The following is a 23,918-nucleotide window of genomic DNA, read 5'->3' on the forward strand; positions in this document are numbered from 1 at the left end:
TAGACTCTTCCCTGTAGGGGGATGATAGCCGGGCGCAAAAAAGCCGCTTGCTCCGTGAAGAGGCAAGCGGCTTGGTTATTCAGCGATCAACGAAACGCTGGCACGACCTGCTCGATAAACAGCGCCAAGGACTTTTTCTTCTCGGCATGGGGCAGGCTGTTGTCGCACCAGAAGCTGAACTCATCCACGCCCAGCTCCTGGTAGTACTGGATACGCGGGATGATTTCTTCGGCGGTGCCGATCATGGCGGTCTTGTGCAGGCTGTCCAGCTCGAACTCCGGGCGGCCGGCGAATTTCTCTTCCGGGCTCGGCGCCAGGAAACCGTTGACCGGCACCTCCTTGTTGCCGAACCAGGCATCGAAGGTGCGATAGAACTTGGAGATCGCCTTGGCCCCGACTTTCCAGCCTTGCGGGTCGTCGGCGGCGTGTACGTGGGTGTGGCGCAGCACCATCAATTGCGGGCGCGGCACGCCGGGGTTGTTGTCGAGGGCGGTCTGGAATTTGTTTTTCAGGTCCAGGACTTCTTCGTCGCCCTTCATCAGCGGCGTGACCATCACGTTGCAGCCGTTGGCCACCGCGAAGTTGTGGGAGTCCGGGTCGCGGGCGGCGATCCACATCGGCGGGTGGGGTTTCTGCACGGGTTTGGGCACGCTGGTGGAGGTGGGGAATTTCCAGATATCGCCGTCGTGGGCATAGTCGCCTTGCCACAACGCGCGCACCACCGGGACCATTTCGCGCAGCGCCTGGCCGCCGCTGGAAGCGGGCATGCCGCCGGCCATGCGGTCGAACTCGACCTGGTAGGCGCCGCGGGCCAGGCCGACTTCCATGCGGCCGTTGCTGATCACGTCGAGCAAGGCGCATTCACCCGCCACCCGCAGCGGGTGCCAGAACGGCGCGATGATGGTGCCGGCGCCCAGGTGAATGGTGGTGGTCTTGGCCGCGAGGTAAGCCAGCAACGGCATCGGGCTTGGCGAGATGGTGTATTCCATGGCGTGGTGCTCGCCAATCCATACGGTGCTGAAGCCACCGGCTTCGGCCATCAGGGTCAATTCGGTCAAGTCTTCGAACAACTGGCGGTGGCTGATGCTCTCGTCCCAACGTTCCATGTGTACGAACAGGGAAAACTTCATGACGTTTACCTCGGATCTATTGTGATCGGCCTGTCGACCACGGGCCCTTAAGTGCTCTCACCGTTGTAACGCTTGCCTTGGATAACGGCTGTTCGGTGGATTGATTGTTGGTATACCATAATATGGAATATCCACAAAACTTTTCTCTCCAACGGTTACACCCTCACCTCACAAGGAAGGTGAGCCCGATGAACATAAAACAAAAACTGATCCTGGCCTTTGCGGTGATTGCCAGCCTACCGGTGATTCTGGTGGCTGTGCTGATCATCCTCAACGTGCATGAGGTTCTTCACCGAGCCGACCATGACCGCGTGGTCTCACGCCACTGGGACGGGGCTGACACCCTGCAATCAAACTGTGGGAGGGGGCTTGCCCCCGATAGCGGTGGGTCAGCTACAGATAAGCTGGCTGTTCCTCCGCCATCGGGGGCAAGCCCCCTCCCACAAAATTTTGTGTGTGGCTTAGGCTGGCATGGGCAATACACCAGTGGCCCGGCGTTCTGCCGGGGCACGATGAGGTTCTTCACCGAGCCGACCATGATCGCGTGGTCGCTCACGCCACTGGAGCGGGGCTGACACCCCGCAATCAAACTGTGGGAGGGGGCAAGCCCCCTCCCACAAAATTTTGTGTGTGGCTTAGGCTGGCATGGGCAATACACCAGTGGCCCGGCGTTCTGCTGGGGCACGATGAGGTTCTTCACCGAGCCGACCATGATCGCGTGCTCGCTCACGCCACTGGAGCGGGGCTGACACCCCGCAATCAAACTGTGGGAGGGGGCTTGCCCCCGATAGCGGTGGTTCAGCTACAGATAAGCTGGCTGTTCCTCCGCCATCGGGGCAAGCCCCCTCCCACAAAGTTTTGTGTGTGGCTTAGGCTGGCATGGGCAGGGCGCCCATCTTGCCGTGGCAATACACCAGTGGCCCGGCGTTCTGCTGGGGCACGATGAGGTTCTTCACCGAGCCGACCATGATCGCGTGGTCACCGCCTTCATACTCGCGCCACAACTCGCATTCGATCACCGCCGTGGCATTCGCCAGGATCGGGTTGCCCAGCTCGCTGAGCGTCCACTCGATGCCTTGGGCCTTGTCTTTGCCCTTGCGCGCAAAGGCATAGGCTTCGGTTTGCTGCCCGCCGGAGAGCACATGGATGGCAAAGCGTTTGTTCTTGATCAACACCGGGTACGAGTCGGAGCTGTAGTTGGGGCAGAACAGCACCAGCGCCGGGTCCATCGACAATGAACTGAACGCGCTGGCGGTCAGCCCGACGATTTGCCCGTCGTCATCGAGCGTGGTGATCACGGTGACCCCGGACGGAAACGAACCCATCACTTGTTTGTAGAGAGCGGCATCGATCATGGGACGGTCCTCGGCGGTGGAGCGGTTTTTATAGGTTTGTAGGTATGATGGTATACCGTAATACAAAGCATGCAACTGCTTTTTCAAGCGCCCGATGAACGTCAGTTCTTGGTCTTTTAACCAATAAATGCTGGGGTAAAGGTGAGAAATGGCTATTGGCCATGTATCACATTAGCAGATCAGATAAGCGCCAGAACTACGGATCAGTCTTGTGAAAAAATCGGGCTGCGTGTGGCGCTGTCGGGCGACGCGTCAGCGCCCGCCCGCTCCCACATGTTTGACCGATATCGACATGAGATGCCCATTGCTTCTTAGGCCGCGGGGGCACGCCTGCTTCATCTGCTGTGTAGGCCGTTCCCGCCAAACTCCTCCAACGCATCCATTAACGCACCTTCGAAGTAGTCCTTCGAGGCGCGGTCCCAGAGGATATGGAACGCTGGCGCCTCCACGCTTCCCGAGTGGATGACGATCACATTGATCCGCGCCGCCGCCGTCTGCGCCACCGCTCCCGGCTTGAAGGCCGGAAAACTGAGGTCGACGCCGCACAGCTTGGCCATCACCTGGGCAATCGCGCCGCCGCTGAGCAACACGCAGGCGTGACTGTCCTGGCGCGGCAGCAGGTAGTGGGCGCGGTGGTCCAGTTCCCAGCGCGCCTCTTCATCGGCGATGCGCTGGCCCTGATCCTTCGGGCTGCCCAGCAACAGGTATTCGTTCTGCGACAGGCGCGCCACCCAACCGCCGTCCGCTTGCGCGCTGGCTTGGTTGGGCGCGGCGGGCAGGTTGAAGCCTCGCGCCGTAAGGTAATCGGCGCTGTGTGCGCCGCGAAAGCCGACCCGGGGCAGGTCGGTCTGGTCGACCAGATGGCAGGGCCGGGTGATCAATTCGTGGGCTTTCAGACTGGTCATGGCTTAACCCTCCTGGCGTTGGTTGGTGGGGTCGAAGAACGGTAGCTGCACCACTTCGGCCTGGACGACGATGCCGCCTTCGACGCGAATCGGAATGCATTGCCCCGGTGTGCTCTGGTCGATCCCGGCGTAGGCCAGGCCGATGATCCGGCCCAGGCTGGCGGAGTATTCACACGAGGTGACGTTGCCGCTGATGTCCGGGCCGTTGAGCACCAGGTGGCCTTCCAGCGGTTGCACGCTGCCCTTGGGCAAGCTGAAGCCGACCAGTTTGCGTTTCAGCGGCTGGGCTTCGAGGATGTCCACCGAGCGGCGGCCGACGAAGAACGGTTTGTTGCGACTGACCGCCCAGCCCATGTCGATTTCCGCCGGATGGGTCATACCGTCGGTGTCCTGGCTGATGATCACGTGGCCTTTTTCCAGGCGCAGCAGGCGCTGGGTTTCGACGCCGAAGGGGCGAATGTCGAAGGCTTTGCCGGCGGCCATCAACGCATCCCACAATGCGAGGCCATGACGTGCGGCAACGTGGATTTCATAACCCAGTTCGCCGACGAAGCCGACCCGCAGCAGCCGCGCCTTGATCCCGGCCACCGTGCCCTGGCGCACGCCGAGGTAAGGGAAACCCTCGGCGCTCAGGTCGAGGTCGCTGCACAGCTGTTCCAGCACCTTGCGCGAATCCGGCCCGGCCACGTTCACCGCACAGATCGCGGCGGTGACGTTGGTCACATCCACGTCCAGGCGCCATTGCGCGTTCCACTTGAGCATCTGCTGGTAGATGCGGTCGACGCCGCTGGTGGTGGCGGTGACGTAGAAGTGCTTGTCGGCCAGCCGCGCGCACACGCCGTCGTCGATCACCACCCCATGTTCATTGGTCATCAGCGCATAACGCGAACGGCCCACCGGCTGCTTGAGAAACGCGAAGGTGTACATCCGGTTGAGCAGTTCGGCGGCATCCGGGCCGCGCACGTCCAGGCCGCCGAGGGTCGACACATCGATCAGCCCGACCTTGTTGCGCACATGCAGGGCTTCGGCCTGCATGCAGGCGTCGCGGTCCTCGGCCTTGCCGTAATAGGCCGGGCGCTGCCAGATGCCGGCGGGCATCATCTTCGCCCCGGCCTGCAGGTGCCGCACATGCATCGGCGTTTGCCGGTAAGGGTCGAAGGCGCGACCCGCCACATGGGCGAGTTTCTCCGCAACAAACGGCGGCCGTGCGGTGGTGACGCCGGTTTCACTGATATTGCGCTGGGTCGCCCAGGCCACCAGGCGTGCGGTCGGCAGCGCCGAGTGGCGGCCCTGGGACGGGCCCATGCCGACGGTGGAATAGCGTTTCACCAGTTGCACATCGCGGTAGCCGATGCGGGTGGCGTTGACGATATCCGCCACTTGCAGGTCTTCGTCGAAGTCGACGAAATCCTTGCCCTTGGGGTGCGGGAAGATCGGCCAGTTGAAGTTGACCTGGGCTTCGGCGCGCAGCGGTACGGGCGCGCTGGCCGTGATCAAACCGAGGGCGAGGGCGATGGTGTTGGCGGCGTTGGTCGCGTCTACCAGCACATTGTCCAGTTGGTGCCGACCGTGGACCGAACCGGCCACATTCAGGTTCTGCGGCAGGCCGCTGAGGCTGAACTCCGCACGCGAGTCCTCATAGGCCAGCTTGCCGCCGGCCTGGCACAGCAGTTGGTACACCGGCATATAGCCGGCCGACATGCACAGCAGGTCGCAGTCGATCACCTGCCCATTGTCGCTGACCTGGCCTTGAGCGGTGATCTGGCGCACATCGACACCCTTCACATGGCGCAGGCCTTTTTCATGCAAGGCCTCGAACACCGTGCTGTTGGGCAGGCAACGGATCTTGCGCTGCCCCAGCGCGCCAGCCAGGGCCTGGTCGGCTGGGGCGTGACGCAGGTCGATCACGGCGGCGACGTCCACGCCCTGGTCATGCAGGTCGAGGGCGGCGAGGTAGCCGTCATCGTTGCCGGTCAGCACCACCGCGCGTTTGCCGGGCTTGACGGCGTAGAGCCTCATCAGGCGTTGCGCGGCACTGGTCAGCATCACCCCCGGCAGGTCGTTGTTGCGAAAGATCACCGGCTGGTCGAACGAACCGCTGCACACCAGGCACTGCTGCGCGCGCACTTTGTACATGCGCTTGCCCTGGATCACCGGCAGGTAGTTGTCGGTGAACCAGGCGTTGCAGGTGGCCTCGGTGAGCACCTGGATATTCGCGTGTTGCTGCACCGCGCCGAGCAATTCGCGGCGCAGGCTGTCGGCGCGGGTGCCGGCGATATCGAAGCGCGCATAAGTCAGCGAACCGCCGAGGATCGGCTGCTGCTCGATCAGCAGCACTTTGGCCCCGGCATCGGCGGCGGTCAGCGCCGCCTGCAAACCGGCGGGGCCGGCACCGATGACGGCCAGGTCGGTGAACAGGTAAGCCTTGTCGTAGTACTCGGGCTGGAAGTTCAGGTCGAGCACGCCCAAACCGGCCTTTTTACGGATGATTGGCTCCCACACTTTCCACATGCCCTTGGGCTTGTAGAACGAACGGTAATAGAACCCCACCGGCATGAATTTGGAGAACTTGCCCATATAGGCATCGCGGTCGTTGTCCAGCGTGCCATTGACGTTCTGCGCGCTCACCGCCAGGCCGTTGGTCAGCGCGTGGGCATCGGCCAGCACGTTGGGTTCCTGGGGCAATTGCACCAGGCTGTTGGCGTCCTGGCCGGCCATGCTCAGCGGGCCGCGTGGACGGTGGTATTTGAACGAACGCGACATCAGGAAGCGCCCGTTGGCAAGCAGGGCGCTGGCGATGCTGTCGCCCTGCAAGCCTTGGTAGGGGTGGCCGTCGAAACTGAAATCGAGTGGCTGATCGCGTTGGATCAGCAGGCCCATGGGGGCGGGGAGGCGGTTCATCCGGCGATCTCCTTGGCGGCGTTGAAGTCGACACGCGTGTTGAACACTTCCCTGGGGTCGAAGGTGCGCTGGATTTCATCGGTGACGGTGTGGCGCTCGGCGAGGAACCAATAGCTGGACGGCGTGTGCATCCACCATTCGCGCACCACACCGGCGAGGTTGTCGGTGTTGAACACGTAGTCGGCCCATTCGGCGTCGCTGCAGTTGACCGGATCGGGCATAGACTTGAACTCGCCGCCGTAGGTGAACTCGCTGATATTGCGCGGCCCGTTGAGCGGGCAAATCATGATTTTCATAGTCCGCTCTCCATCAATGGCTGGCCGCCGTGGCGCCCATTTCGTTGACTTGCTGGAAGGTCGAGAAACGTTCGAGGCCGAAGGGTTTGATCAGCTCCGGCACCTTGCCGCCGCTGGCGACCAACTCGGCCATGGTCTTGCCGCAGATCGGCGTGGCCTTGAAGCCCCAGGTGCCCCAACCGGCGTCGAGGTAGTAATTGTTCACCGGCGACAGGCCCATGATCGGGCTGTAGTCCGGGGTCATGTCGGTGATCCCGGTCCACTGGCGCATCAACTTGGCGTTGGCCAGGAACGGGAACATCTCGATGGCATGGGCCAGCAGGCTTTCCTTGAGGTCCAGGGTCGAGCGCGTGTTGAACAGCGGGTAGGGATCGGAACCGCCGCCGAACACCACTTCGCCGCGACTGGTTTGCTGCACGTAGCAATGCAGGGCCGAGGAACTCACCAGCGGGTCGAGGAACGGTTTGAACGGCTGGGTCACCATGGCTTGCAACGGGAAGGTCTGGATCGGCGAGCGGATGCCGGCCTTGGCCATCAACAGCGAACTGTGCCCGGCAATCGCCTGCACCGCGCAACCGCACCGGATGGTGCCGCGATTGGTTTTCACCGCAGTGATGGCGCCGTTCTCGATGATCAGGTCTTGCACTTCGGTGAGCTGATGGATTTCCACGCCGCGCTTGGCCGCCTGCTTGGCGTAGCCCCAGGCCACCGCATCATGGCGCGCAGTGGCGCCGTCGATGTGCCAGAGCCCGGCGAGCACCGGCAGGTGGCCGGGGTCGAGGTTGAGGCTGGGCACCAGTTCGCGGATCTGCTGGCGGTCGAGCATCTCGGTGCGCCCGCCGAAGTGCTTGTTGACCTCGGCGCGCTGGCGGAACGAACGCACCGTGGCGTCGGTGTGGGCCAGGGTCAGTTGGCCGCGCTCGGAGTACATGATGTTGAAATCGAATTCATTGGACAGCGCCTGGAACATCTTCACTGACTCGGCGTAGAAGCGCACCCCTTCGCTGGTCAGGTAGTTGGAGCGGATCACCGCCGTGTTGCGCGCGGTATTGCCGCCGCCCAGGTAGGACTTTTCCAGCACGGCAATGTTGCTGATGCCGTGGTACTTGGCCAGGTAGTAGGCGGTCGCCAGGCCGTGGCCGCCGGCGCCGATGATCACCACGTCGTAACTCGACTTGAGCTCTTTGGGCGGTGGCAGATCCACCTCCACCGGGTACTCCGAACTCAGCCCGTATTTCAATAGATTGAATGGCATACGGCCTCCGATTGGCTGCGTAGGGCGTGATGTTGCGCAAGGGCGGCGGTCACGGTGTTTTTCATCAGGAAGGCAATGGTCATCGGGCCGACACCGCCGGGGACCGGGGTGATGGCGGCGACGTGGGGCAGGGCAGCGTCGAAGTCGACATCGCCGACCAGGCGGCTGCGGCCGTCGTCATCGATACGGTTGATGCCGACGTCGATCACCACCGCGCCGGGCTTGAGCCAGCTGGCATCGATCAAGCGTGGGCGGCCCACGGCGGCGATCACGATGTCGGCCTGGCGGCACAGCGCCTGGGCGTTGTGGCTGCGCGAATGCAGCACCGTCACCGAGCAATCGGCCTTGAGCAGCAGCGCCGCCATGGGCTTGCCGACGATGTTCGAGCGGCCGACCACCACCGCGTGCTTACCGCGCAGGTCGCCACAGGTTTGCTCCAGCAGGTACAGGCAACCGCTGGGAGTGCAGGGCGTGAGCACGGCGCGCCCCTGGCTGAGGCCACCGACGTTCTGGCTGTGGAAACCGTCCACGTCCTTGTGCGGTGCGATGGCTTCCAGGGCGCGCAGTTCGTCCATCTGCTTGGGCAGCGGCAATTGCAGGAGAATGCCGTGGATCGCCGGGTCGGCATTCAACTGGGCGATCAGGATCAACAGTTGTTCGGTGCTGGTATCGTCGGGTAGCCGATGCTCCAGGGAGCGGATGCCCACTTCTTCGGCACGCAGGACCTTGTTGCGCACATAGACCTGACTGGCCGGGTCGTTGCCCACCAGGATCACCGCCAGGGCCGGTTGAATAGCTTGCGCATGCAGACGCGCTACGTCCTCGCGGACCTGCAGCAGCACCCGCGCAGCGGCGGCTTTGCCATCGATCAGTTTAGGCGCGCTCACCGGAATACCACCGTTCTGTCCTGGTTGAGGAACACCCGGTGCCCCAGGTGGTACTTGACCGCCTTGGACAGGGCCACGGTCTCGGTGTCACGGCCGATAGCAACCAGGTCGTCGGGCTTGTACACATGGTCGACGCGTTGTACTTCCTGCTCGATGATCGGCCCCTCATCCAGGTCGCTGGTGACATAGTGCGCGGTGGCGCCGATCAACTTCACGCCACGCTGATAGGCCTGGTGATAGGGCTTGGCGCCTTTGAAGCCGGGCAGGAACGAATGGTGAATATTGATCGCGCGCCCCGACAGTTGCCGACACAGGTCGTCGGAGAGGATCTGCATGTAGCGCGCCAACACCACCAGTTCGGTGCGGGTGTCGTCGACGATCTTCATCAGCTCGGCTTCCTGCGCGGCCTTGGTGTCCTTGGTCACGGGCAGGTAGATAAAGCGGATGCCCTCGCGCTCGGCCATGGGCCGCAGGTCGAGGTGGTTGGAGACGATGGCGGTGATGGTCATGTCCATCTCGCCCTTGTGGTAGCGGTAGAGCAGGTCGGTGAGGCAATGGTCGAACTTGCTCACCATCAGCAGCACGCGCATCGGCTCGCGGGTGTCGTAGAGCTCCCACTGCATGTCGAAGGCCTGGGCGACGTCGGCGAAACCGGCGCGGATCTGTTCCAGATCGCCGGCGTGGCCATCGTTGAAACGGAACACGGCACGCATGAAGAAGCGGCCGCTGAAGTCATCATCGAACTGCGCCATCTCCCCGATGTAGCACGCGTTGTCCGCCAGGTACGTGGTGACGGCAGCGACAATGCCGGACACCGCGGGACAAGTGACCTTGATGATGAAATGGTTTTTTTCGTGTTGCATGACACGTCCTCGGGATGATGGCGGCAGCTCATCGCATAGCGAAAAAACGTCAGAGGACAGCAGGCTCATTCCGTGAGCGCATTTTCTTGTGAGGAATAAAATATTCCTGAGTTGGCTTTATAGGGGAATGGACGCGGGGCGTCTAGGGGGTTTGGGAAAGTTTTTTAACTGAGGGGAAATTTTTATCGGGGAGGACGGCATCGAACGCTATTAAAAATGTGGGAGGGGGCTTGCCCCCGATGAGGGGGGGGGGGCAGTGAAAGATGCATTCACTGACACTCCCTCATCGGGAGCAAGCCCCCTCCCACAGTTGGATCTCTGTGCTTCAGGTGTATCGAGTCCGGATTACTCTTTGTCGTTGCCGTAATTCATGATCGACAGCAGGCGAATCGGCACCCGCACCAACTCTTCCGGCCCATGGGGAATCTCGCCCTCGAACGTCAGGCTGTCGCCGGCTTCCATCCGATACAGCTGATTCCCATGCCGATAAATCAGCTCCCCTTCCAGCAAGTGCAGAAACTCGGTCCCCGGGTGGGCAAAGGTCGGGAACTCCTCGCTGGCGTCATCCATGCTGACCATGTACGCCTCAAAGCTCTTCTTCGGCCCCCGCGTATGGTTGAGCAGATGGTAGGTATGCCCCTTTTCCGTCCCCCGGCGCACCACTTCCATGCCTTGGTCGGCTTTGACCAACAAGGCACTGCCATCTTGTTGATCGTATTCGGCGAACAATTTCGACAACGGCAGCCCGAGCACGTCGCACAGGCGACTCAGGGTGTCGAGGCTGGTGGAGACCTGGGCGTTTTCGATCTTGCTCAACATGCCCTGGCTGATATCGGCAATCTTCGCCACGTCGGACAGCTTCAGGTCCTGGGCCTGGCGCTGGCGTTTGATCTGCAAACCCAGGTATTGCTCCAGCTTGAGGCGGGGGGCGGTTTCGGTGGACATAGTCATCAGATCCTGCACGCTTTCCGTTCAGTAATATTAGTTTCGCACTAGGAAAGTGCAAGCGACGGCGCTTGGCGGCCGCGCCCCGGCACGTATTCCCACGGGGAAAAGAATTTTCCCATATATACAGCACAAAAGCGCTTTCACCGGCACTTCGATCGGCTGCTCGCGAATCTGGCAAGGGTATTGCATTCCTGTGGGGAAACTAACTTTCTTTTTAAGAATAAAAAGACAGTCCAGGCCCACCCACACGGTTTTGCCTTTCGCGAGGAGTGACACGCAATGTTGCCAGCAGAAACCCAGCGCATCATCGACAAGTACGGCATCAAGTACGTGCTTGCGCAGTTTGTGGATATACACGGTGCGGCCAAGACCAAGTCGGTGCCGATTTGCGGGCTCAAGACGGTGGCCGAAGAGGGCGCCGGGTTTGCCGGGTTTGCCATCAGCGGCATGGGCATGGAACCCCACGGCCCTGACTTCATGGCGCGGGGTGACCTGTCCACGCTGACCCCGGTGCCCTGGCAGCCAGGTTACGGGCGCGTGGTGTGCGTCGGGCATGTCGACGGCAAGCCCCATCCCTTTGATAGCCGCTACGTGCTGCAGCAGCAGGTGCAGCGCCTGCAAGACAAGGGCTGGACGCTGAACACCGGCCTGGAACCCGAATTCAACCTGATGCGCCGCGATGAACAGGGCAAGCTGCAACTGGTCGACCCCAGCGACAACCTCGACAAGCCCTGCTACGACTACAAGGGCCTGTCGCGCTCGCGGGTGTTCCTGGAGCGCCTGACCGAAGCCTTGCAGGCGGTGGATTTCGAGGTCTATCAGATCGACCACGAAGACGCCAACGGCCAGTTCGAGATCAACTACACCTACAGCGACGCCCTGACCTCGGCCGACCGCTTCACCTTCTTCCGCATGGCCGCCGGCGAGATCGCCAATGACCTGGGCATGATCTGTTCGTTCATGCCCAAGCCCGACCCGAAACGTGCCGGCAACGGCATGCACTTTCACCTGTCGATCAGCAGCGCCGAGAACAAGAACCTGTTCCATGACGCCAGCGACCCGAGCGGCATGGGCCTGTCGAAACTGGCCTATCACTTCGCCGCCGGCCTGCTCGCCCATGGCCCGGCGCTGTGTGCGTTCGCCGCGCCCACCGTCAACTCCTACAAGCGCCTGGTGGTGGGCCACTCGCTGTCCGGCGCCACCTGGGCCCCGGCCTTTATCGCGTTTGGCGCCAACAACCGTTCGGCCATGGTGCGCGTGCCTTACGGCCGCCTGGAGTTCCGCCTGCCGGACGCCGGCTGCAACCCTTACCTGGTCAGCGCCGCGATCATCGCGGCGGGCCTGGACGGCATCGATCGCGAGTTGGAAATCGACCACGTCTGCAACGAAAACCTCTACAGCCTGAGCCTGGAGCAGATCGCCGAACGCGGCATCAAGACCTTGCCGCAATCCCTCAAGGAAGCCTGCGACGCGCTGGAAGCCGACCCGCTGTTCGCCGAGGTGCTGGGCCCGCAGATCGTAGGTGAGTTCATCAAGCTCAAGCGCATGGAATGGGTGGAATACAGCCGCCATGTGAGCGACTGGGAAGTCCAGCGCTATACCGAATTTTTCTGACACCGTGTGACGGAGACTTGATATGTGTGGAATCGTAGGTCTGTACCTGAAAAACCCCCGACTGGAACCCCAGCTCGGCCAGTTGTTTGAACCGATGTTGCAGGCCATGACCGACCGTGGCCCGGACAGTGCGGGTTTTGCCATCTACGGTGATGAAGTCGCCGACGGCTGGGTCAAGCTGACCCTGCAAGCGACCACCGAGGGCTTCGACTGGAAAGCCCTGATGGGCGAACTGGAAGGGCGCCTGGGCTGTTCGCTGGACTGGTTTCAGAACGCCAGCGCCGCCGTGTTGAAGATCCACGCCGACGAAGCCCCGGTGCGCCTGGCCTTGGCCGAACTGGCGCCGAGCGTGCGCGTCATGAGCGCCGGGCAGAGCATCGAAATCCTCAAGGGCATGGGCCTGCCCCAGGAAATTTCCCAGCGCTTTGGCCTGGCGAGCATGCAAGGCAGCCACATCATCGGCCACACCCGCATGGCCACTGAAAGCGCGGTGACCATGGAAGGCAGCCACCCGTTTTCCACCGGGGCCGACCTGTGCCTGGTGCACAACGGTTCGCTGTCGAACCACTTCCGCCTGCGCCAGGAACTCAAGCGCGAAGGCATCCATTTCGAAACCGACAACGACACCGAAGTCGCCGCCGGCTACCTGACCTGGCGCCTGCAACAGGGCGATTCGCTCAAAGACGCGCTGGACCACGCCCTGGAAGACCTCGACGGCTTCTTCACCTTCGCCATCGGCACGCGCAACGGTTTTGCGGTGATCCGCGACCCGATCGCGTGCAAGCCGGCGATCCTCGCCGAGACCGACGACTACGTCGCCATGGCCTCCGAGTACCAGGCGCTGTCGAGCCTGCCAGGCATCGAGAACGCCCGCATCTGGGAGCCCGCACCGGCCACTTTGTACATCTGGGAACGCCAGTCAGCTTAAGGAGCGCACACATGAAAATCATCGATCTTTCCACCGCCACCGTGCGTGACCTCAACCAGGCGCTGCACGCGCAGGCCATCGACAACGAATGGCGCGTCACCCACTCCAACGGCAAGCACAACCTGGCGGTCGGGGTGAATCAGGCGGTGTCCATCGATATCGAGGGGCACGCCGGCTACTACTGCGCGGGCATGAACCAACAGGCGTCGATCACCGTACACGGCAACGTCGGCGTGGGCTGCGCCGAGAACATGATGTCCGGTTCGGTGCGCGTCAAAGGCAGCGCGTCCCAGGCGGCTGGGGCCACGGCCCATGGCGGCTTGCTGGTGATCGAAGGCGACGCGGGGGCGCGTTGCGGGATTTCCATGAAAGGCATCGACATCGTGGTCGGCGGCAGCATCGGCCACATGAGCTGCTTCATGGGCCAGGCCGGGCGTTTGGTCGTCTGCGGCGATGCCGGCGACGCGCTGGGCGACTCGCTGTACGAAACCCACATCTACGTGAAGGGCACGGTGGAGTCGCTGGGCTCCGATTGCGTCGAAAAAGAGATGCGCAGCGAGCACCTGCACGAGCTGCAAGAGCTGCTCGATCGCGCCGGTTTCGCCCACCGCGCTGCGGATTTCAAGCGCTACGGCTCGGCCCGCCAGTTATACAACTTCAAAGTCGATAACGCCTCCGCATACTGATTCAGGAGCTACAACATGAGTGAACAAACCCCTCCAGTGTTGCGCGAGTCGGCCACCTTCGACCGCCTGACCATCCAGGAAATCCAGCGTGCCGCCGAAACCGGCATCTACGACATTCGCGGTGGCGGTACCAAGCGCAAGCTGCCGCACTTCGATGACTTGTTGCTGCTGGGCGCCAGCGTGTCGCGTTACCCGCTGGAAGGCTATCGCGAGAAGTGCGGCACCGACGTGATCCTCGGCAACCGCTTCGCCAAGAAGCCGATCCACCTGAAGATCCCGGTGACCATCGCCGGCATGAGTTTCGGTGCGTTGTCGGCCAACGCCAAGGAAGCCCTGGGCCGTGGCGCGAGCATCGCCGGCACCAGCACCACCACCGGTGACGGCGGCATGACCCCGGAAGAGCGCGGCCAGTCGCGGCACCTGGTGTACCAGTACCTGCCGTCGCGCTACGGCATGAACCCCGATGACCTGCGCAAGGCCGACGCCATCGAGATCGTCCTCGGCCAGGGCGCCAAGCCCGGCGGTGGCGGCATGTTGCTGGGCATGAAAGTCACCGAACGCGTGGCCGGCATGCGCACCTTGCCGATCGGCGTGGACCAGCGCAGCGCCTGCCGCCACCCGGACTGGACCGGCCCGGACGACCTGGCGATCAAGATTGCCGAGTTGCGCGAAATCACCGATTGGGAAAAACCGATCTACGTGAAAATCGGCGCCAGCCGGCCGTATTACGACGTGAAGCTGGCGGTCAAGGCCGGTGCCGATGTGATCGTGCTCGACGGCATGCAAGGCGGCACAGCCGCCACCCAGGAAGTGTTTATCGAGCATGTGGGTATCCCGATTCTGTCGGCCATCCCCCAAGCGGTACAGGCTTTGCAAGAGATGGGCATGCACCGCAAGGTCCAGTTGATTGTGTCGGGCGGGATTCGTAACGGCGCCGATGTGGCCAAGGCCATGGCGATGGGCGCGGATGCGGTGGCCATCGGCACGGCCGCGCTGATTGCCCTGGGCGACAACCACCCGCGGCTGGACGCGGAACTGAAAAAGATCGGCTCGGCCGCCGGCTTCTACGACGACTGGCAGAACGGCCGCGACCCGGCCGGCATCACCACCCAGGACCCGGAGCTGTCGAAACGCCTGGACCCGGTGGAAGGCGGGCGGCGCTTGGCCAACTACCTGCGGGTGATGGTGCTGGAGGCCCAGACCATGGCCCGTGCGTGTGGCAAGTCGCACCTGCACAACCTCGACCCCGAGGACCTGGTGGCGCTGACGGTGGAGTCGGCCGCCATGGCACGGGTGCCGTTGGCGGGGACCCGTTGGATACCGGGTTCCGGTTACTGAGTTACGAGCCGGCTTGCCGGCTGTTACGGCGTTCCACCCCTGTAGGAGCGAGGGGGACGCCTAGTTCTTGCTCGCGAAGGTCGTTAACGATAACGCGGGGATCCTGGATGCCCGCGTTGCCTGAACGTTTTTCGCGAGCAAGCTCGCTCCTACCAGCATCTCCCCTATCTTTTGCAGGAGCTTTGAACATGATCAATCGTCTTCTCGGCAAATCCCTCTTCGGCTTATTGGCCGCCGGTGCCTTCGCACCCTTGGCCCAGGCCGCCGATGCGCCCACCTTGAACACCGGCAGCACCGCCTGGATGGTCACCGCCGCGGTGCTGGTGCTGTTCATGTGCCTGCCGGGGCTCGCGCTGTTCTACGGCGGGTTGGTCCGGGCGAAAAACATGCTCTCGCTGTTCACCCAGTGTTTTGGCGTCGCCGGGCTGGTGGGCGTGCTGTGGGTGATCTACGGCTACAGCATGGTGGTGGACACCACGGGCATGGTCGAAGGGCAGGTGACCTTCAACAGTTTTGTCGGCGGCCTGAGCCGCGCGTTCCTGGCGGGCATGACCCCCGAGAGCCTGGTGGGGGATATTCCGGAAGGCGTGTTCGTGACCTTCCAGATGACCTTCGCGATCATCACCCCGGCGCTGATCGCCGGCGCCTTCGCCGAACGCATGAAGTTCTCGGCGGCGCTGCTGTTCATGGCCATCTGGTTCACCCTGGTATATGCCCCGGTGGCGCATATGGTCTGGGGCGGTTCGGGGGCCTTGATGCATAACTGGGGCGTGCTCGACTTTGCCGGCGGCACCGCCGTACACATCAACGCCGGTGTGGCCGCGCTCGCCGCATGCCTGATCCTCGGCAAGCGCAAGGGCTACCAGAACACGCCGATGCCCGCGCATAACCTGAGCCTGACCATGGCCGGTGCGGCGATGCTCTGGGTCGGCTGGTTCGGCTTCAATATCGGCTCCGGCGGCGGCCTCAACGGCACCTCGGGGATTGTCATGCTCAACACCCAACTGGGCGCCTGTGCGGGGATTCTCGGCTGGATGTTCACCGAGTGGTTCAAGGTCGGCAAACCCAGCGCCCTGGGCCTGGCCAGCGGTGCATTGGCCGGCCTGGTGGGGATCACCCCGGCGTGCGCCTATGTCGGCGTCGGCGGCGCGTTGGCCATCGGCTTGTTGTGCGGGGTGTTCTGCTACTTGAGCGTGACCGTGTTGAAGCGGCGCTTCGGCTACGACGACAGCCTCGACGTATTTGGCCTGCACGGCATCGGCGGCATGATCGGCGCCGTGCTCACCGGGGTGTTCTGCGTGCCGTCCATGGGCGGCCTGGTGGAAGGCGTGACCATGGGCGCCCAGGTAGTGGCACAGCTCAAAGGGGTGGCGCTGACCACCGTATACTGCTTCGTGGTCAGCTGGATCATCCTCAAGGTGGTCAATGCCCTGGTCGGCCTGCGCGCCCATGAGTCGGTGGAAGAGATGGGCCTGGACCTCGCCGAGCATAACGAGCGGGCCTACAACCACTGATCCTCCCCCCTGAGTAAACGCAGCTCAAAATGTGGGAGGGGGCTTGCTCCCGATGGCGCCGGTGAAGTGCGCCCCAAAAGTTGGACACTCATCCAACTCCTGGGGCTTTTTCATGAGCAAGTACACCGCGCAGTTCAAACTTTCCGCCATTACCGCCTTCCTAGAGCGAGGCCGAGGCTTTCGCCATATTGCAGCCCGATTTCAAATGGACCCCACTTTGCTTCGCCGCTGGGTGGAAGCTTACCGGCTGCACGGTGAGGCCAGTCTGAGTAGTTCCGGTGGACGTTATAGTGCTTTGTTCAAGTTCTCCGTTCTGCAACGCATGTGGCGTGACTCCCTCTCTTTTCGCCGCGCAGCGGCACTCTTCAATCTGGGTGACTCTACCCAAGTGGGCAGATGGCAGCAGCAGTATTACAGTGGCGGTATTGAAGCCCTGGCCTCAGGGGAAAAAGGATTGAATATCGCTATGTCCAAACCACCAGCTAAACCTCGAAAAACGGCTGCCCCACTCACCGACCAAGAGCGTGCTCACAAGGCTTTACTTGATGAACTCCAGTATTTGCGCATGGAGAACGCCTACCTAAAAAAGCTTGGGGAGTTAGGCGAGGCGGTAATGAGGCGCGAGAAAGAAGCGAAGAAAAAGCCCGATTAGTCTCTGAGTTGAGGCAAAGCTTCCCTTTGGACCCTTTGCTCAAACTGGTTGGGCTCGCCCGCAGCACGTACTACTACCAACTCAAGGCGATGGACGGAGCAGACCGGTTCGTTTCGCTGAAAGCCTCTATCCAGAGCCTTCAAGACGAGCATAAGGGGCGCTTCGGCTATCGTCGTATGACTTTAGCTCTGCGCAGCAACGGACAGTTGATCAACAGTAAAACGGTGCGGCGACTGATGGGGGAGTTGAGTCTGAAATGTACGGTACGACCGAAGAAATACAGATCGTATCGAGGGCCGATGGGAAAAGTCTCGCCCAATACCCTGGCTCGTCAGTTCGAGGCTGAACAACCGAATCAGAAATGGGTAACGGATGTCACCGAGTTCAAAGTGGCTGGCGGAAAGCTGTATCTGTCTCCAGTTTTAGACTTGTACAACGGAGAAATCGTGGCTTATCAGACCGCCACACGCCCCCAATATGCGTTGGTGGGCGACATGCTGGAACAAGCTCTTGAGCGCTTGCCTGAGGGCGTCAAACCCATGCTGCACTCGGATCAGGGTTGGCACTATCGATACCCAAAGTACCGGGATCAACTAGAAAAAGCAGGGTTGGAACAGAGCATGTCACGCAGAGGAAACTGCTATGACAACGCCACAATGGAGAGCTTCTTTGGTACGTTGAAGTCAGAATTTTACTACCGGGAAAGCTTCGACAGCGTGGCTCAGTTGCAGGCTGGACTGGCTGAATACATCCATTACTACAACCATAAACGAATCAAAACGAAGCTTGGCGGACTGAGCCCTGTAGCGTACAGAGCCCGGTCCGCTGTAGCCTAACAATCACTGTCCAACTTTTGGGGCGCACTTCACCGGATCAGTCAGCTTGTTTGTAGCTGACCCACTGCCATCGGGGGCAAGCCCCCTCCCACAGTTGCCTTGCTGCTCCACGGTGGATGGGGTTGGACCTGGCCGAGCATAACGGGCGGGCTTACAACCACTGATCCTCCCCCTGAGTAAACGCAGCTTTTTAATGTGGGAGGGGGCTTGCCCCCGATGGCGCCGGATCAGTCAGCTTGTTTGTAGCTGACCCACTGCAATCGGGGGCAAGCCCCCTCCCACAGTTGCCTTGCTGCGCCACGGTGGATGGGGTTGGACCTGGCCGAGCATAACGAGCGGGCCTACAACCACTGATCCTCCCCCTGAGTAAACGCAGCTCAAAATGTGGGAGGGGGCTTGCTGCGCCACGGTGGATGGGGTTGGACTTGGCCGAGCATAACGGGCGGGCTTATAACCACTGATCCTCCCCCTGAGTAAACGCAGCTTTTTAATGTGGGAGGGGGCTTGCCCCCGATGGCGCCGGATCAGCAGCCTGTTTGTAGCTGACCCACTGCCATCGGGGGCAAGCCCCCTCCCACAGTTGCCTTATTGCGCCACGGTGGATGGGGCTGGACCTGGCCGAGCATAACGAGCGGGCTTACAACCACTGATCTTCCCCCTGAGTAAACGCAGCTCAAAATGTGGGAGGGAGCTTGCTCCCGATGGCGCCGGATCAGTCAGCTTGTTTGTAGCTGACCCACTGCCATCGGGGGCAAGCCCTCTCCCACAGTTGCTTTGTTGCGCTGCAACTGGCTGGCCACCAGGGTGTTCTTCAGCAGGTAGGCAATCGTCATCGGCCCCACGCCCCCCGGCACCGGTGTAATCGCGCTGGCCACGGTGCGTGCGCTGGCATAGTCCACATCGCCCACCAACCGCGTGCCGGTCTCGGTGCTGATGCGGTTGATCCCCACGTCGATCACCACCGCGCCGGGCTTGAGCCAGTTGGCATCGATCAACTGCGGCCGCCCGACGGCGGCGACGACGATGTCGGCCAGGCGGCACAACGCCGGTGCATCGACGCTGCGCGAGTGCACCACGCTGACCGAGCAGTTGGCCTGCAACAGCAGGGTCGCCATCGGTTTGCCGACGATGTTCGAGCGACCAATCACCACCGCGTGCAAGCCACTCAAATCGCCGCAGGTTTCATGCAGCAGGCGCATGCAGCCGCTGGGCGTGCAGGGCGTGAGGACCTCGATGCCTTGCACCAGGCCGCCGACGTTTTCACGGTGGAAACCGTCCACGTCCTTGATCGGGTCAATCGCATGGATCACCGCTGCCTCATCGATATGCGCCGGCAACGGCAACTGCACCAGCACGCCGTTGACCGACGCGTCGGCGTTCAACTGGGCAAGCAGGTCGAGCACTTGCGCCTGGCTGGCGTCATCCGGCAGCCGGTATTCAAGGGAGCGAATCCCGACTTCCTTGGCCCGTAGCAGTTTGTTGCGCACATACACTTCGCTGGCCGGGTCGTTGCCCACCAGCACGACGGCCAGGGCCGGGAAGATTTTTTGCGTGGCAAGCAGCAGGACCTCGTCGCGAACCTCGTCGAGAACCTGGGCAGAAATGGCCTTGCCGTCGATATCGCGGGCAAGGGAGGAGAGTGTGCTGGTCAAAAGCGTCACCGTTGTCTGGAAAAATAGGGGAGCTGAGGGATAAATCCCTCAGCGATAAGCCGCCCAGGGCATTCAGGCTACCAGTTGATGGCAGGCATACACCACCAGCACACCGGCGATCAGCGTGGCATAGGGCAGCCAGCCGGCGCGGCGTTGGCCGTCATCGGCCTGGAGATACAGGTCGCTGAGCATCGCCGCGGGGAAGCGGCCTTTGTCCTGCACGTAGTGGCGGTAGCAGAACACCGGCAGGATCAGCAGCGCCAGCAGCAAGCCGGTGACCAGCGTACCGGCGCCCCAGATATCCGCACCCAGGCCCATGCACGCCAGGTTGACGAAGCTCAGCACGCCGCCGGCCGCCAGCAGCACGGTGGGGGCTTTGTACGGGCGCACCCAGTCGGGGCGGTCGAGGCGGTGGATCCAGCCGGCGTTGAGGTTGAGGAAGTTGAAAATGATGTAGCTGACGTTGGACGCCGCCAGCACGAACACATAGTCCGACATCAGCAACAACAGCAGGTTGAACGACAGGTCGGTCCACATCGCCGCCGTGGGCGCGCCGTGTTCGTTGGTGCGGCCCAGGTACTTGGGCAGCCAGCCGTCCACCGATGCCTGATACAGGGTACGCGACGAGCCGGACATTGAGGTCATGATCGCCAGCAACGTGGCCAATACCAGCATGATCAGTACGATATTGGCGACCACCTTGCCGCCGCCGATGCTGTCGGCCATCACCTGGCCAACGCCCATGCCGCTGTAGATCGCTGGCGACAGCAGGCCGCTGTACACCGCCGGTGTCACCACCGCGCCGCTGGCGTCGAGCACCGCCGGGGTCACCAGTTGGCCGAGCCCCAGGCTGCCTTGAAACGCCAGCGGCACCAGGGTGAACACCAGGATGCACAGCAGGCCGGCGTAGAAGATCGCCTTGAAGGTGTCACGCTTGGGGTCCTTGAACTCGCGGGTGTAGCACACCGCCGTTTCGAACCCGTAGGTGGACCACGCGGCCATGAACAGCCCGCCGGCCATCAGCGACCAGCCGGACATATCCCACGGGCCGTCGATGACTTGCCCGGCTGCGTCATGGGCCAGCGGGTACAGCGGCAGGAAGTTGGCTTGGGTCGCGTCCCCGGTGAACAACGGCACCACGCCCACCAGCAACAGCGGGATCAGCGAGGTGACGCCGAGCACCAGCGTCAGGCGCGCCGAGCGCAGGATGCCGCCATGCTGCACGGCAAACACCGTAAGCAGGATCAACAAGCCAATGGCGAATGTCGCGTTGATGCGCAACGACAGGCCGCTCTTGACCCAACCCAGGTCGAGCAGGGTCAGTTGCCAGGTGTTGATCAGCGCGTCGGCGGGAAACAGCGCGGTGAGGATATACCCCGCCGCCAGCCCCGAACCGATGGACAGCACCGGCGACCAGGCCAGCCAGTTACACCACACCGACACCGGTGCGATCAACTTGCTGTAGCGCACCCAGGCCACCGCGCCGTACACCGACGCGCCGCCGGACTTGTGCGGGAACAGCCCGGCGATCTCGGCATAGGTGAAGGCCTGGATAAACCCGAACAGGATCGACACGATCCACACGATCCAGGCCGGTTTGCCCACCGTGGCGGCAATCGCGCCGATGGAGAACAGCACCAGCGCGGGGACGCCACTGGCGACCCAGAATGCACCGCGCCAATCGATCTTGCGGTGCAGGCTGCCCACTGAGCTGGCAGCCTGCGGTACAGCCTCGAACGTCGTCGCTTCCATCTTCGTATTCCCATGTCTGAGTAGCGGTTAAGAAGGGCAATCAAAGTGGGCAGTCAAAGTGGGGTGGCACACATCGGTATCGGGACGATCAGCTACGCACACGGCTCTTGTCCGGGTCATAGAAAATCGCTGCGCTGACCGTGGCGCTGATGCGCTTCTGTAGGCCATCGACTTTGCCGATCTCAAGCAGGGTGCCGGGTTCGGCGCAGCTCACGTCGACCCGGCACAGCGCGATATTGCTGGCCAGCAACGGTGAGCGGCAGGCACTGGTGATGACCCCGACCTGGGCGCGGCCGTGGTACACCGGGTCGCCGTGGTGGGCCGCCTCGTTGCCGCGCAGGTGCAGGCCGACCAGCTTGTGGCTGGGATGGGCGCTGCGCCGCAACAGGGCGTCGCGGCCGATAAAGTCATCGGTCTTGCTCTTGAGTGGCACGCTGAAGCCGATGCCGGCCTCGAACGGGTCGGTCTGGTCGCTGAACTCGTAGCCGGCAAAAATCAGCCCGGCTTCGATGCGCAGCAAGTCCAGCGCTTCCAGGCCGAGGGGCACCAGGCCCAAGGGTTGGCCGAGTTGCCAGATGCGGTCCCACACCCGTTCGGCGTCTTCGGGCTGGCACCACACTTCAAAGCCCAGTTCGCCGGTGTAGCCGGTGCGCGAAATCATCAACGGGCAGCCCTCGAAACTGTCCAGCCGGCCGACCAGGAAGCGGAACCAGCCGAGGCTGTCGACGCTCGGTTGGGTGGGCGGCGTCCAGACCATCTGCTTGAGCAGCTCGCGGCTGAGCGGCCCTTGCACCGCCAGGTTGTGAATCTGCTCGCTGGCGGACTTGACCCACACCTTCATACCCAGTTTTTCGGCCTGCTCGCGCAGCCACACGCCGGCGTAGTCTTCGCCGCAGATCCAGCGGAAGTTGTCCGGGCCGAGGCGCAGCAGGGTGCCGTCGTCGAGCATGCCGCCGTGCGCGTGGCACATCGCCGAATAGACCACTTGGCCCACCGCCAGGCGCCGCACGTCGCGGGTCAGGCAGTATTGCAACAGGGCTTCGGCGTCGGGGCCGATGATCTCGAACTTGCGCAGGGCGGTCAGGTCCATCACGGCCACGCGTTCGCGGCAGCCGAGGTATTCCTCGGTGGCGCCGTAGCCGTCGTAGCGCAGCGGCAGCCACCAGTTGCGGTAGTCGGTGAAGCTGCCGGTGAGGGCGCTGGTGCGTGAGTGAAACGCGGTCTCACGGGTCAGTATCGGGTCGGCATCGGCCGTGGTTCGAGTGCTCATGGCGATGGAAAAACGCTCCTTCTCGCTATAGATACGGACATGGATATCGGTCGGGTTCCAGCCATTGGCCGGGTCGATGTCATCCGGGCACGAGGTACTGCCGCACACCAGTTCGGTCATGGCCCGCAGCAGCACGTAGTCACCGGGCCGCGACCACGGCTCATCCAGGGTCATCTGTTGGTGTGCATCAATGCCGGTGTTGAAGAAGAAATTGATCGCCGGCCAGCCGTTGCGCGCCTGCACGCCGTAGGGCGCGAGTACGCGGCTGAGGTTGTCGCTGCAGTTGTCGTGCCCGAAATAGCCATGGGATTCGTAGTAGCGCGCCGCGCAGGCCAGGGCGAAGGCGTCGTGGCGTCCGACGGTGTCCTGCACCACCTCCAGCATCGGCTGCATCCGGCGGTCGAAAAACTTCGAGAACAGCCCCGGTGCCGGGTAGGCGCTGCCGTTCAGCGTGCGCGTCACGGTCTGGTCCAGGTCCAGCTCCACGCCGCGATCCAGGGCGCGGCGGTCGAGGGCGACGAAGTCCGAACACTGGCGGCCGGCGACGTCCAGCACCTGCACGTACTGGCCCTTGGCGACGGTGTAGCTGCGGGCCGTGCCCGCGTGCAGGGTGAACTCGTCCAGCACCTCGCCCAATGGCTCGGGCAGGGCGGGCATCAGCAGGGGCGACGGGTTGGCCCGTGTCACCTGTAGGCGCAGTTCGCTGGGCCGGTATTGTCGGTCGACGGCGGTGGGCCTGGCAGGGGCGGCGACGATCACCAGCAGGCGATCATCGGCGACGAACTGCCGGGCGTGGCCGGGCGGGCTGGCGTCGTCCCACAGCGCGGCGGCCAGGGGCAATGCCTGCGCGTCGATGCCGCGCCGCTTGAGCGCCTGGCCGACACGCAGGGGTACGCGGCAGGCGCTTGAGCCGCTCAGCCCCCAGCTCGCCAGGGCACTGCGACCGCTGGCGTCGAGGGCCAGCAGTGCGCAGGTTTGCCGGCCTTCGACGTCGATCACCTGCAGGCCGTCGCCGGGCTGCAGGTCGACCAGGGTCACACCGCCTGCGGCCACGCGGTAGCGTTCCAGGTTCGGCGCCCGGGCAAACAGCCCGGGTTCTCGCGGGTGGGAAACACGCGGAGCATTCATCATGGGCA

General features: G+C 62.8%; 18 protein-coding genes and 2 pseudogenes. 6 read left to right on the top strand and 14 right to left on the bottom strand.

Translation table 11 applies throughout. The features are described 5' to 3' along the window. Positions 1–86: 86 nt before the first annotated feature. The 11 genes and pseudogenes from U5A08_RS11145 to U5A08_RS11195 all read right to left on the bottom strand — a co-directional run bounded on the left by U5A08_RS11145 (position 87) and on the right by U5A08_RS11195 (position 10,537). Positions 87–1,130, bottom strand: a complete 1,044-nt coding sequence (locus U5A08_RS11145; protein ID WP_253394868.1) for an LLM class flavin-dependent oxidoreductase — start codon at positions 1,128–1,130, stop codon at positions 87–89. Between the two features lie 475 nt (positions 1,131–1,605). Continuing rightward, positions 1,606–1,680 (bottom strand): annotated as a pseudogene (locus U5A08_RS11150) (flavin reductase family protein); the annotation flags it as partial. A gap of 99 nt (positions 1,681–1,779) precedes the next feature. Continuing rightward, positions 1,780–1,854: pseudogene (locus U5A08_RS11155) on the bottom strand (flavin reductase family protein); the annotation flags it as partial. A 145-nt stretch (positions 1,855–1,999) separates the two neighbouring features. Beyond that, the gene (locus U5A08_RS11160) at positions 2,000–2,485 is read right to left on the bottom strand and encodes a flavin reductase family protein (RefSeq protein ID WP_253394869.1); all 486 of its coding nucleotides are present in this window, start codon (positions 2,483–2,485) and stop codon (positions 2,000–2,002) included. Positions 2,486–2,820: 335 nt separating this feature from the next. Next, complete coding sequence (locus U5A08_RS11165; protein ID WP_321851539.1) at positions 2,821–3,390, bottom strand: sarcosine oxidase subunit gamma; 570 nt, start codon at positions 3,388–3,390, stop codon at positions 2,821–2,823. 3 nt (positions 3,391–3,393) lie between these two features. Then, positions 3,394–6,291 (bottom strand): 2Fe-2S iron-sulfur cluster-binding protein, encoded by a 2,898-nt coding sequence (locus tag U5A08_RS11170; protein ID WP_321851540.1) that lies wholly within the window; start codon positions 6,289–6,291, stop codon positions 3,394–3,396. Next, positions 6,288–6,587 carry a sarcosine oxidase subunit delta gene (locus U5A08_RS11175; protein WP_253394874.1) on the bottom strand — a complete coding sequence of 100 codons (300 nt, stop codon included), beginning with the start codon at positions 6,585–6,587 and terminating at the stop codon, positions 6,288–6,290. Before U5A08_RS11175 ends, U5A08_RS11170 begins: the two co-directional genes overlap by 4 nt. 13 nt (positions 6,588–6,600) lie before the next feature. Beyond that, a complete protein-coding gene (locus U5A08_RS11180; RefSeq protein WP_321851542.1) occupies positions 6,601–7,842 on the bottom strand; it encodes an FAD-dependent oxidoreductase in 1,242 nt (413 codons plus the stop codon). Continuing rightward, positions 7,824–8,729, bottom strand: coding sequence for a bifunctional methylenetetrahydrofolate dehydrogenase/methenyltetrahydrofolate cyclohydrolase FolD (folD, locus tag U5A08_RS11185; RefSeq protein ID WP_321851544.1), 906 nt, complete (start codon positions 8,727–8,729; stop codon positions 7,824–7,826). Before folD ends, U5A08_RS11180 begins: the two co-directional genes overlap by 19 nt. Beyond that, complete coding sequence (gene purU / locus U5A08_RS11190; RefSeq protein ID WP_321851545.1) at positions 8,726–9,592, bottom strand: formyltetrahydrofolate deformylase; 867 nt, start codon at positions 9,590–9,592, stop codon at positions 8,726–8,728. The genes folD and purU overlap by 4 nt, the downstream gene beginning before the upstream one ends. A gap of 345 nt (positions 9,593–9,937) precedes the next feature. Then, positions 9,938–10,537 (bottom strand): helix-turn-helix domain-containing protein, encoded by a 600-nt coding sequence (locus U5A08_RS11195; protein WP_046383917.1) that lies wholly within the window; start codon positions 10,535–10,537, stop codon positions 9,938–9,940. A gap of 282 nt (positions 10,538–10,819) precedes the next feature. Between U5A08_RS11195 and glnT the strand changes: the two genes are divergently transcribed. The 6 genes from glnT to U5A08_RS11225 all read left to right on the top strand — a co-directional run bounded on the left by glnT (position 10,820) and on the right by U5A08_RS11225 (position 18,108). Next, a complete protein-coding gene (glnT, locus tag U5A08_RS11200) occupies positions 10,820–12,154 on the top strand; it encodes a type III glutamate--ammonia ligase (RefSeq protein ID WP_321851546.1) in 1,335 nt (444 codons plus the stop codon). A 22-nt stretch (positions 12,155–12,176) separates the two neighbouring features. Next, positions 12,177–13,082 carry a class II glutamine amidotransferase gene (locus U5A08_RS11205; protein WP_321851548.1) on the top strand — a complete coding sequence of 302 codons (906 nt, stop codon included), beginning with the start codon at positions 12,177–12,179 and terminating at the stop codon, positions 13,080–13,082. Positions 13,083–13,093: 11 nt separating this feature from the next. Next, a complete protein-coding gene (locus U5A08_RS11210; protein WP_253394883.1) occupies positions 13,094–13,768 on the top strand; it encodes a GltB/FmdC/FwdC-like GXGXG domain-containing protein in 675 nt (224 codons plus the stop codon). Between the two features lie 15 nt (positions 13,769–13,783). Further along, positions 13,784–15,106: an FMN-binding glutamate synthase family protein gene (locus tag U5A08_RS11215; RefSeq protein ID WP_321851552.1), complete on the top strand. Its 1,323-nt coding sequence runs from the start codon at positions 13,784–13,786 to the stop codon at positions 15,104–15,106. A 188-nt stretch (positions 15,107–15,294) separates the two neighbouring features. After that, positions 15,295–16,620 (top strand): ammonium transporter, encoded by a 1,326-nt coding sequence (locus U5A08_RS11220; protein ID WP_321851553.1) that lies wholly within the window; start codon positions 15,295–15,297, stop codon positions 16,618–16,620. A 112-nt stretch (positions 16,621–16,732) separates the two neighbouring features. Then, positions 16,733–18,108, top strand: a protein-coding gene (locus U5A08_RS11225; protein WP_321848324.1) for an IS3 family transposase whose coding sequence is annotated in 2 segments (ribosomal slippage) — positions 16,733–17,233 and positions 17,236–18,108 — 1,374 coding nt in all. Because the reading frame shifts where the segments join, the coding sequence is not laid out codon by codon here. Between the two features lie 716 nt (positions 18,109–18,824). Here U5A08_RS11225 and U5A08_RS11230 read toward each other — a convergent pair. The 3 genes from U5A08_RS11230 to U5A08_RS11240 form a co-directional block, all read right to left on the bottom strand. After that, on the bottom strand, positions 18,825–19,769 hold the full coding sequence (locus tag U5A08_RS11230) for a bifunctional 5,10-methylenetetrahydrofolate dehydrogenase/5,10-methenyltetrahydrofolate cyclohydrolase (protein ID WP_321851554.1): 945 nt from the start codon (positions 19,767–19,769) through the stop codon (positions 18,825–18,827). A gap of 63 nt (positions 19,770–19,832) precedes the next feature. Continuing rightward, positions 19,833–21,512, bottom strand: coding sequence for an APC family permease (locus U5A08_RS11235; RefSeq protein ID WP_253394891.1), 1,680 nt, complete (start codon positions 21,510–21,512; stop codon positions 19,833–19,835). Positions 21,513–21,600: 88 nt separating this feature from the next. Next, positions 21,601–23,910: a trimethylamine N-oxide demethylase gene (locus tag U5A08_RS11240; RefSeq protein ID WP_321851555.1), complete on the bottom strand. Its 2,310-nt coding sequence runs from the start codon at positions 23,908–23,910 to the stop codon at positions 21,601–21,603. Positions 23,911–23,918: the final 8 nt, after the last annotated feature.

It is taken from the genome of Pseudomonas paraveronii, from assembly GCF_963681955.1.
Classification (GTDB): domain Bacteria; phylum Pseudomonadota; class Gammaproteobacteria; order Pseudomonadales; family Pseudomonadaceae; genus Aquipseudomonas; species Aquipseudomonas paraveronii.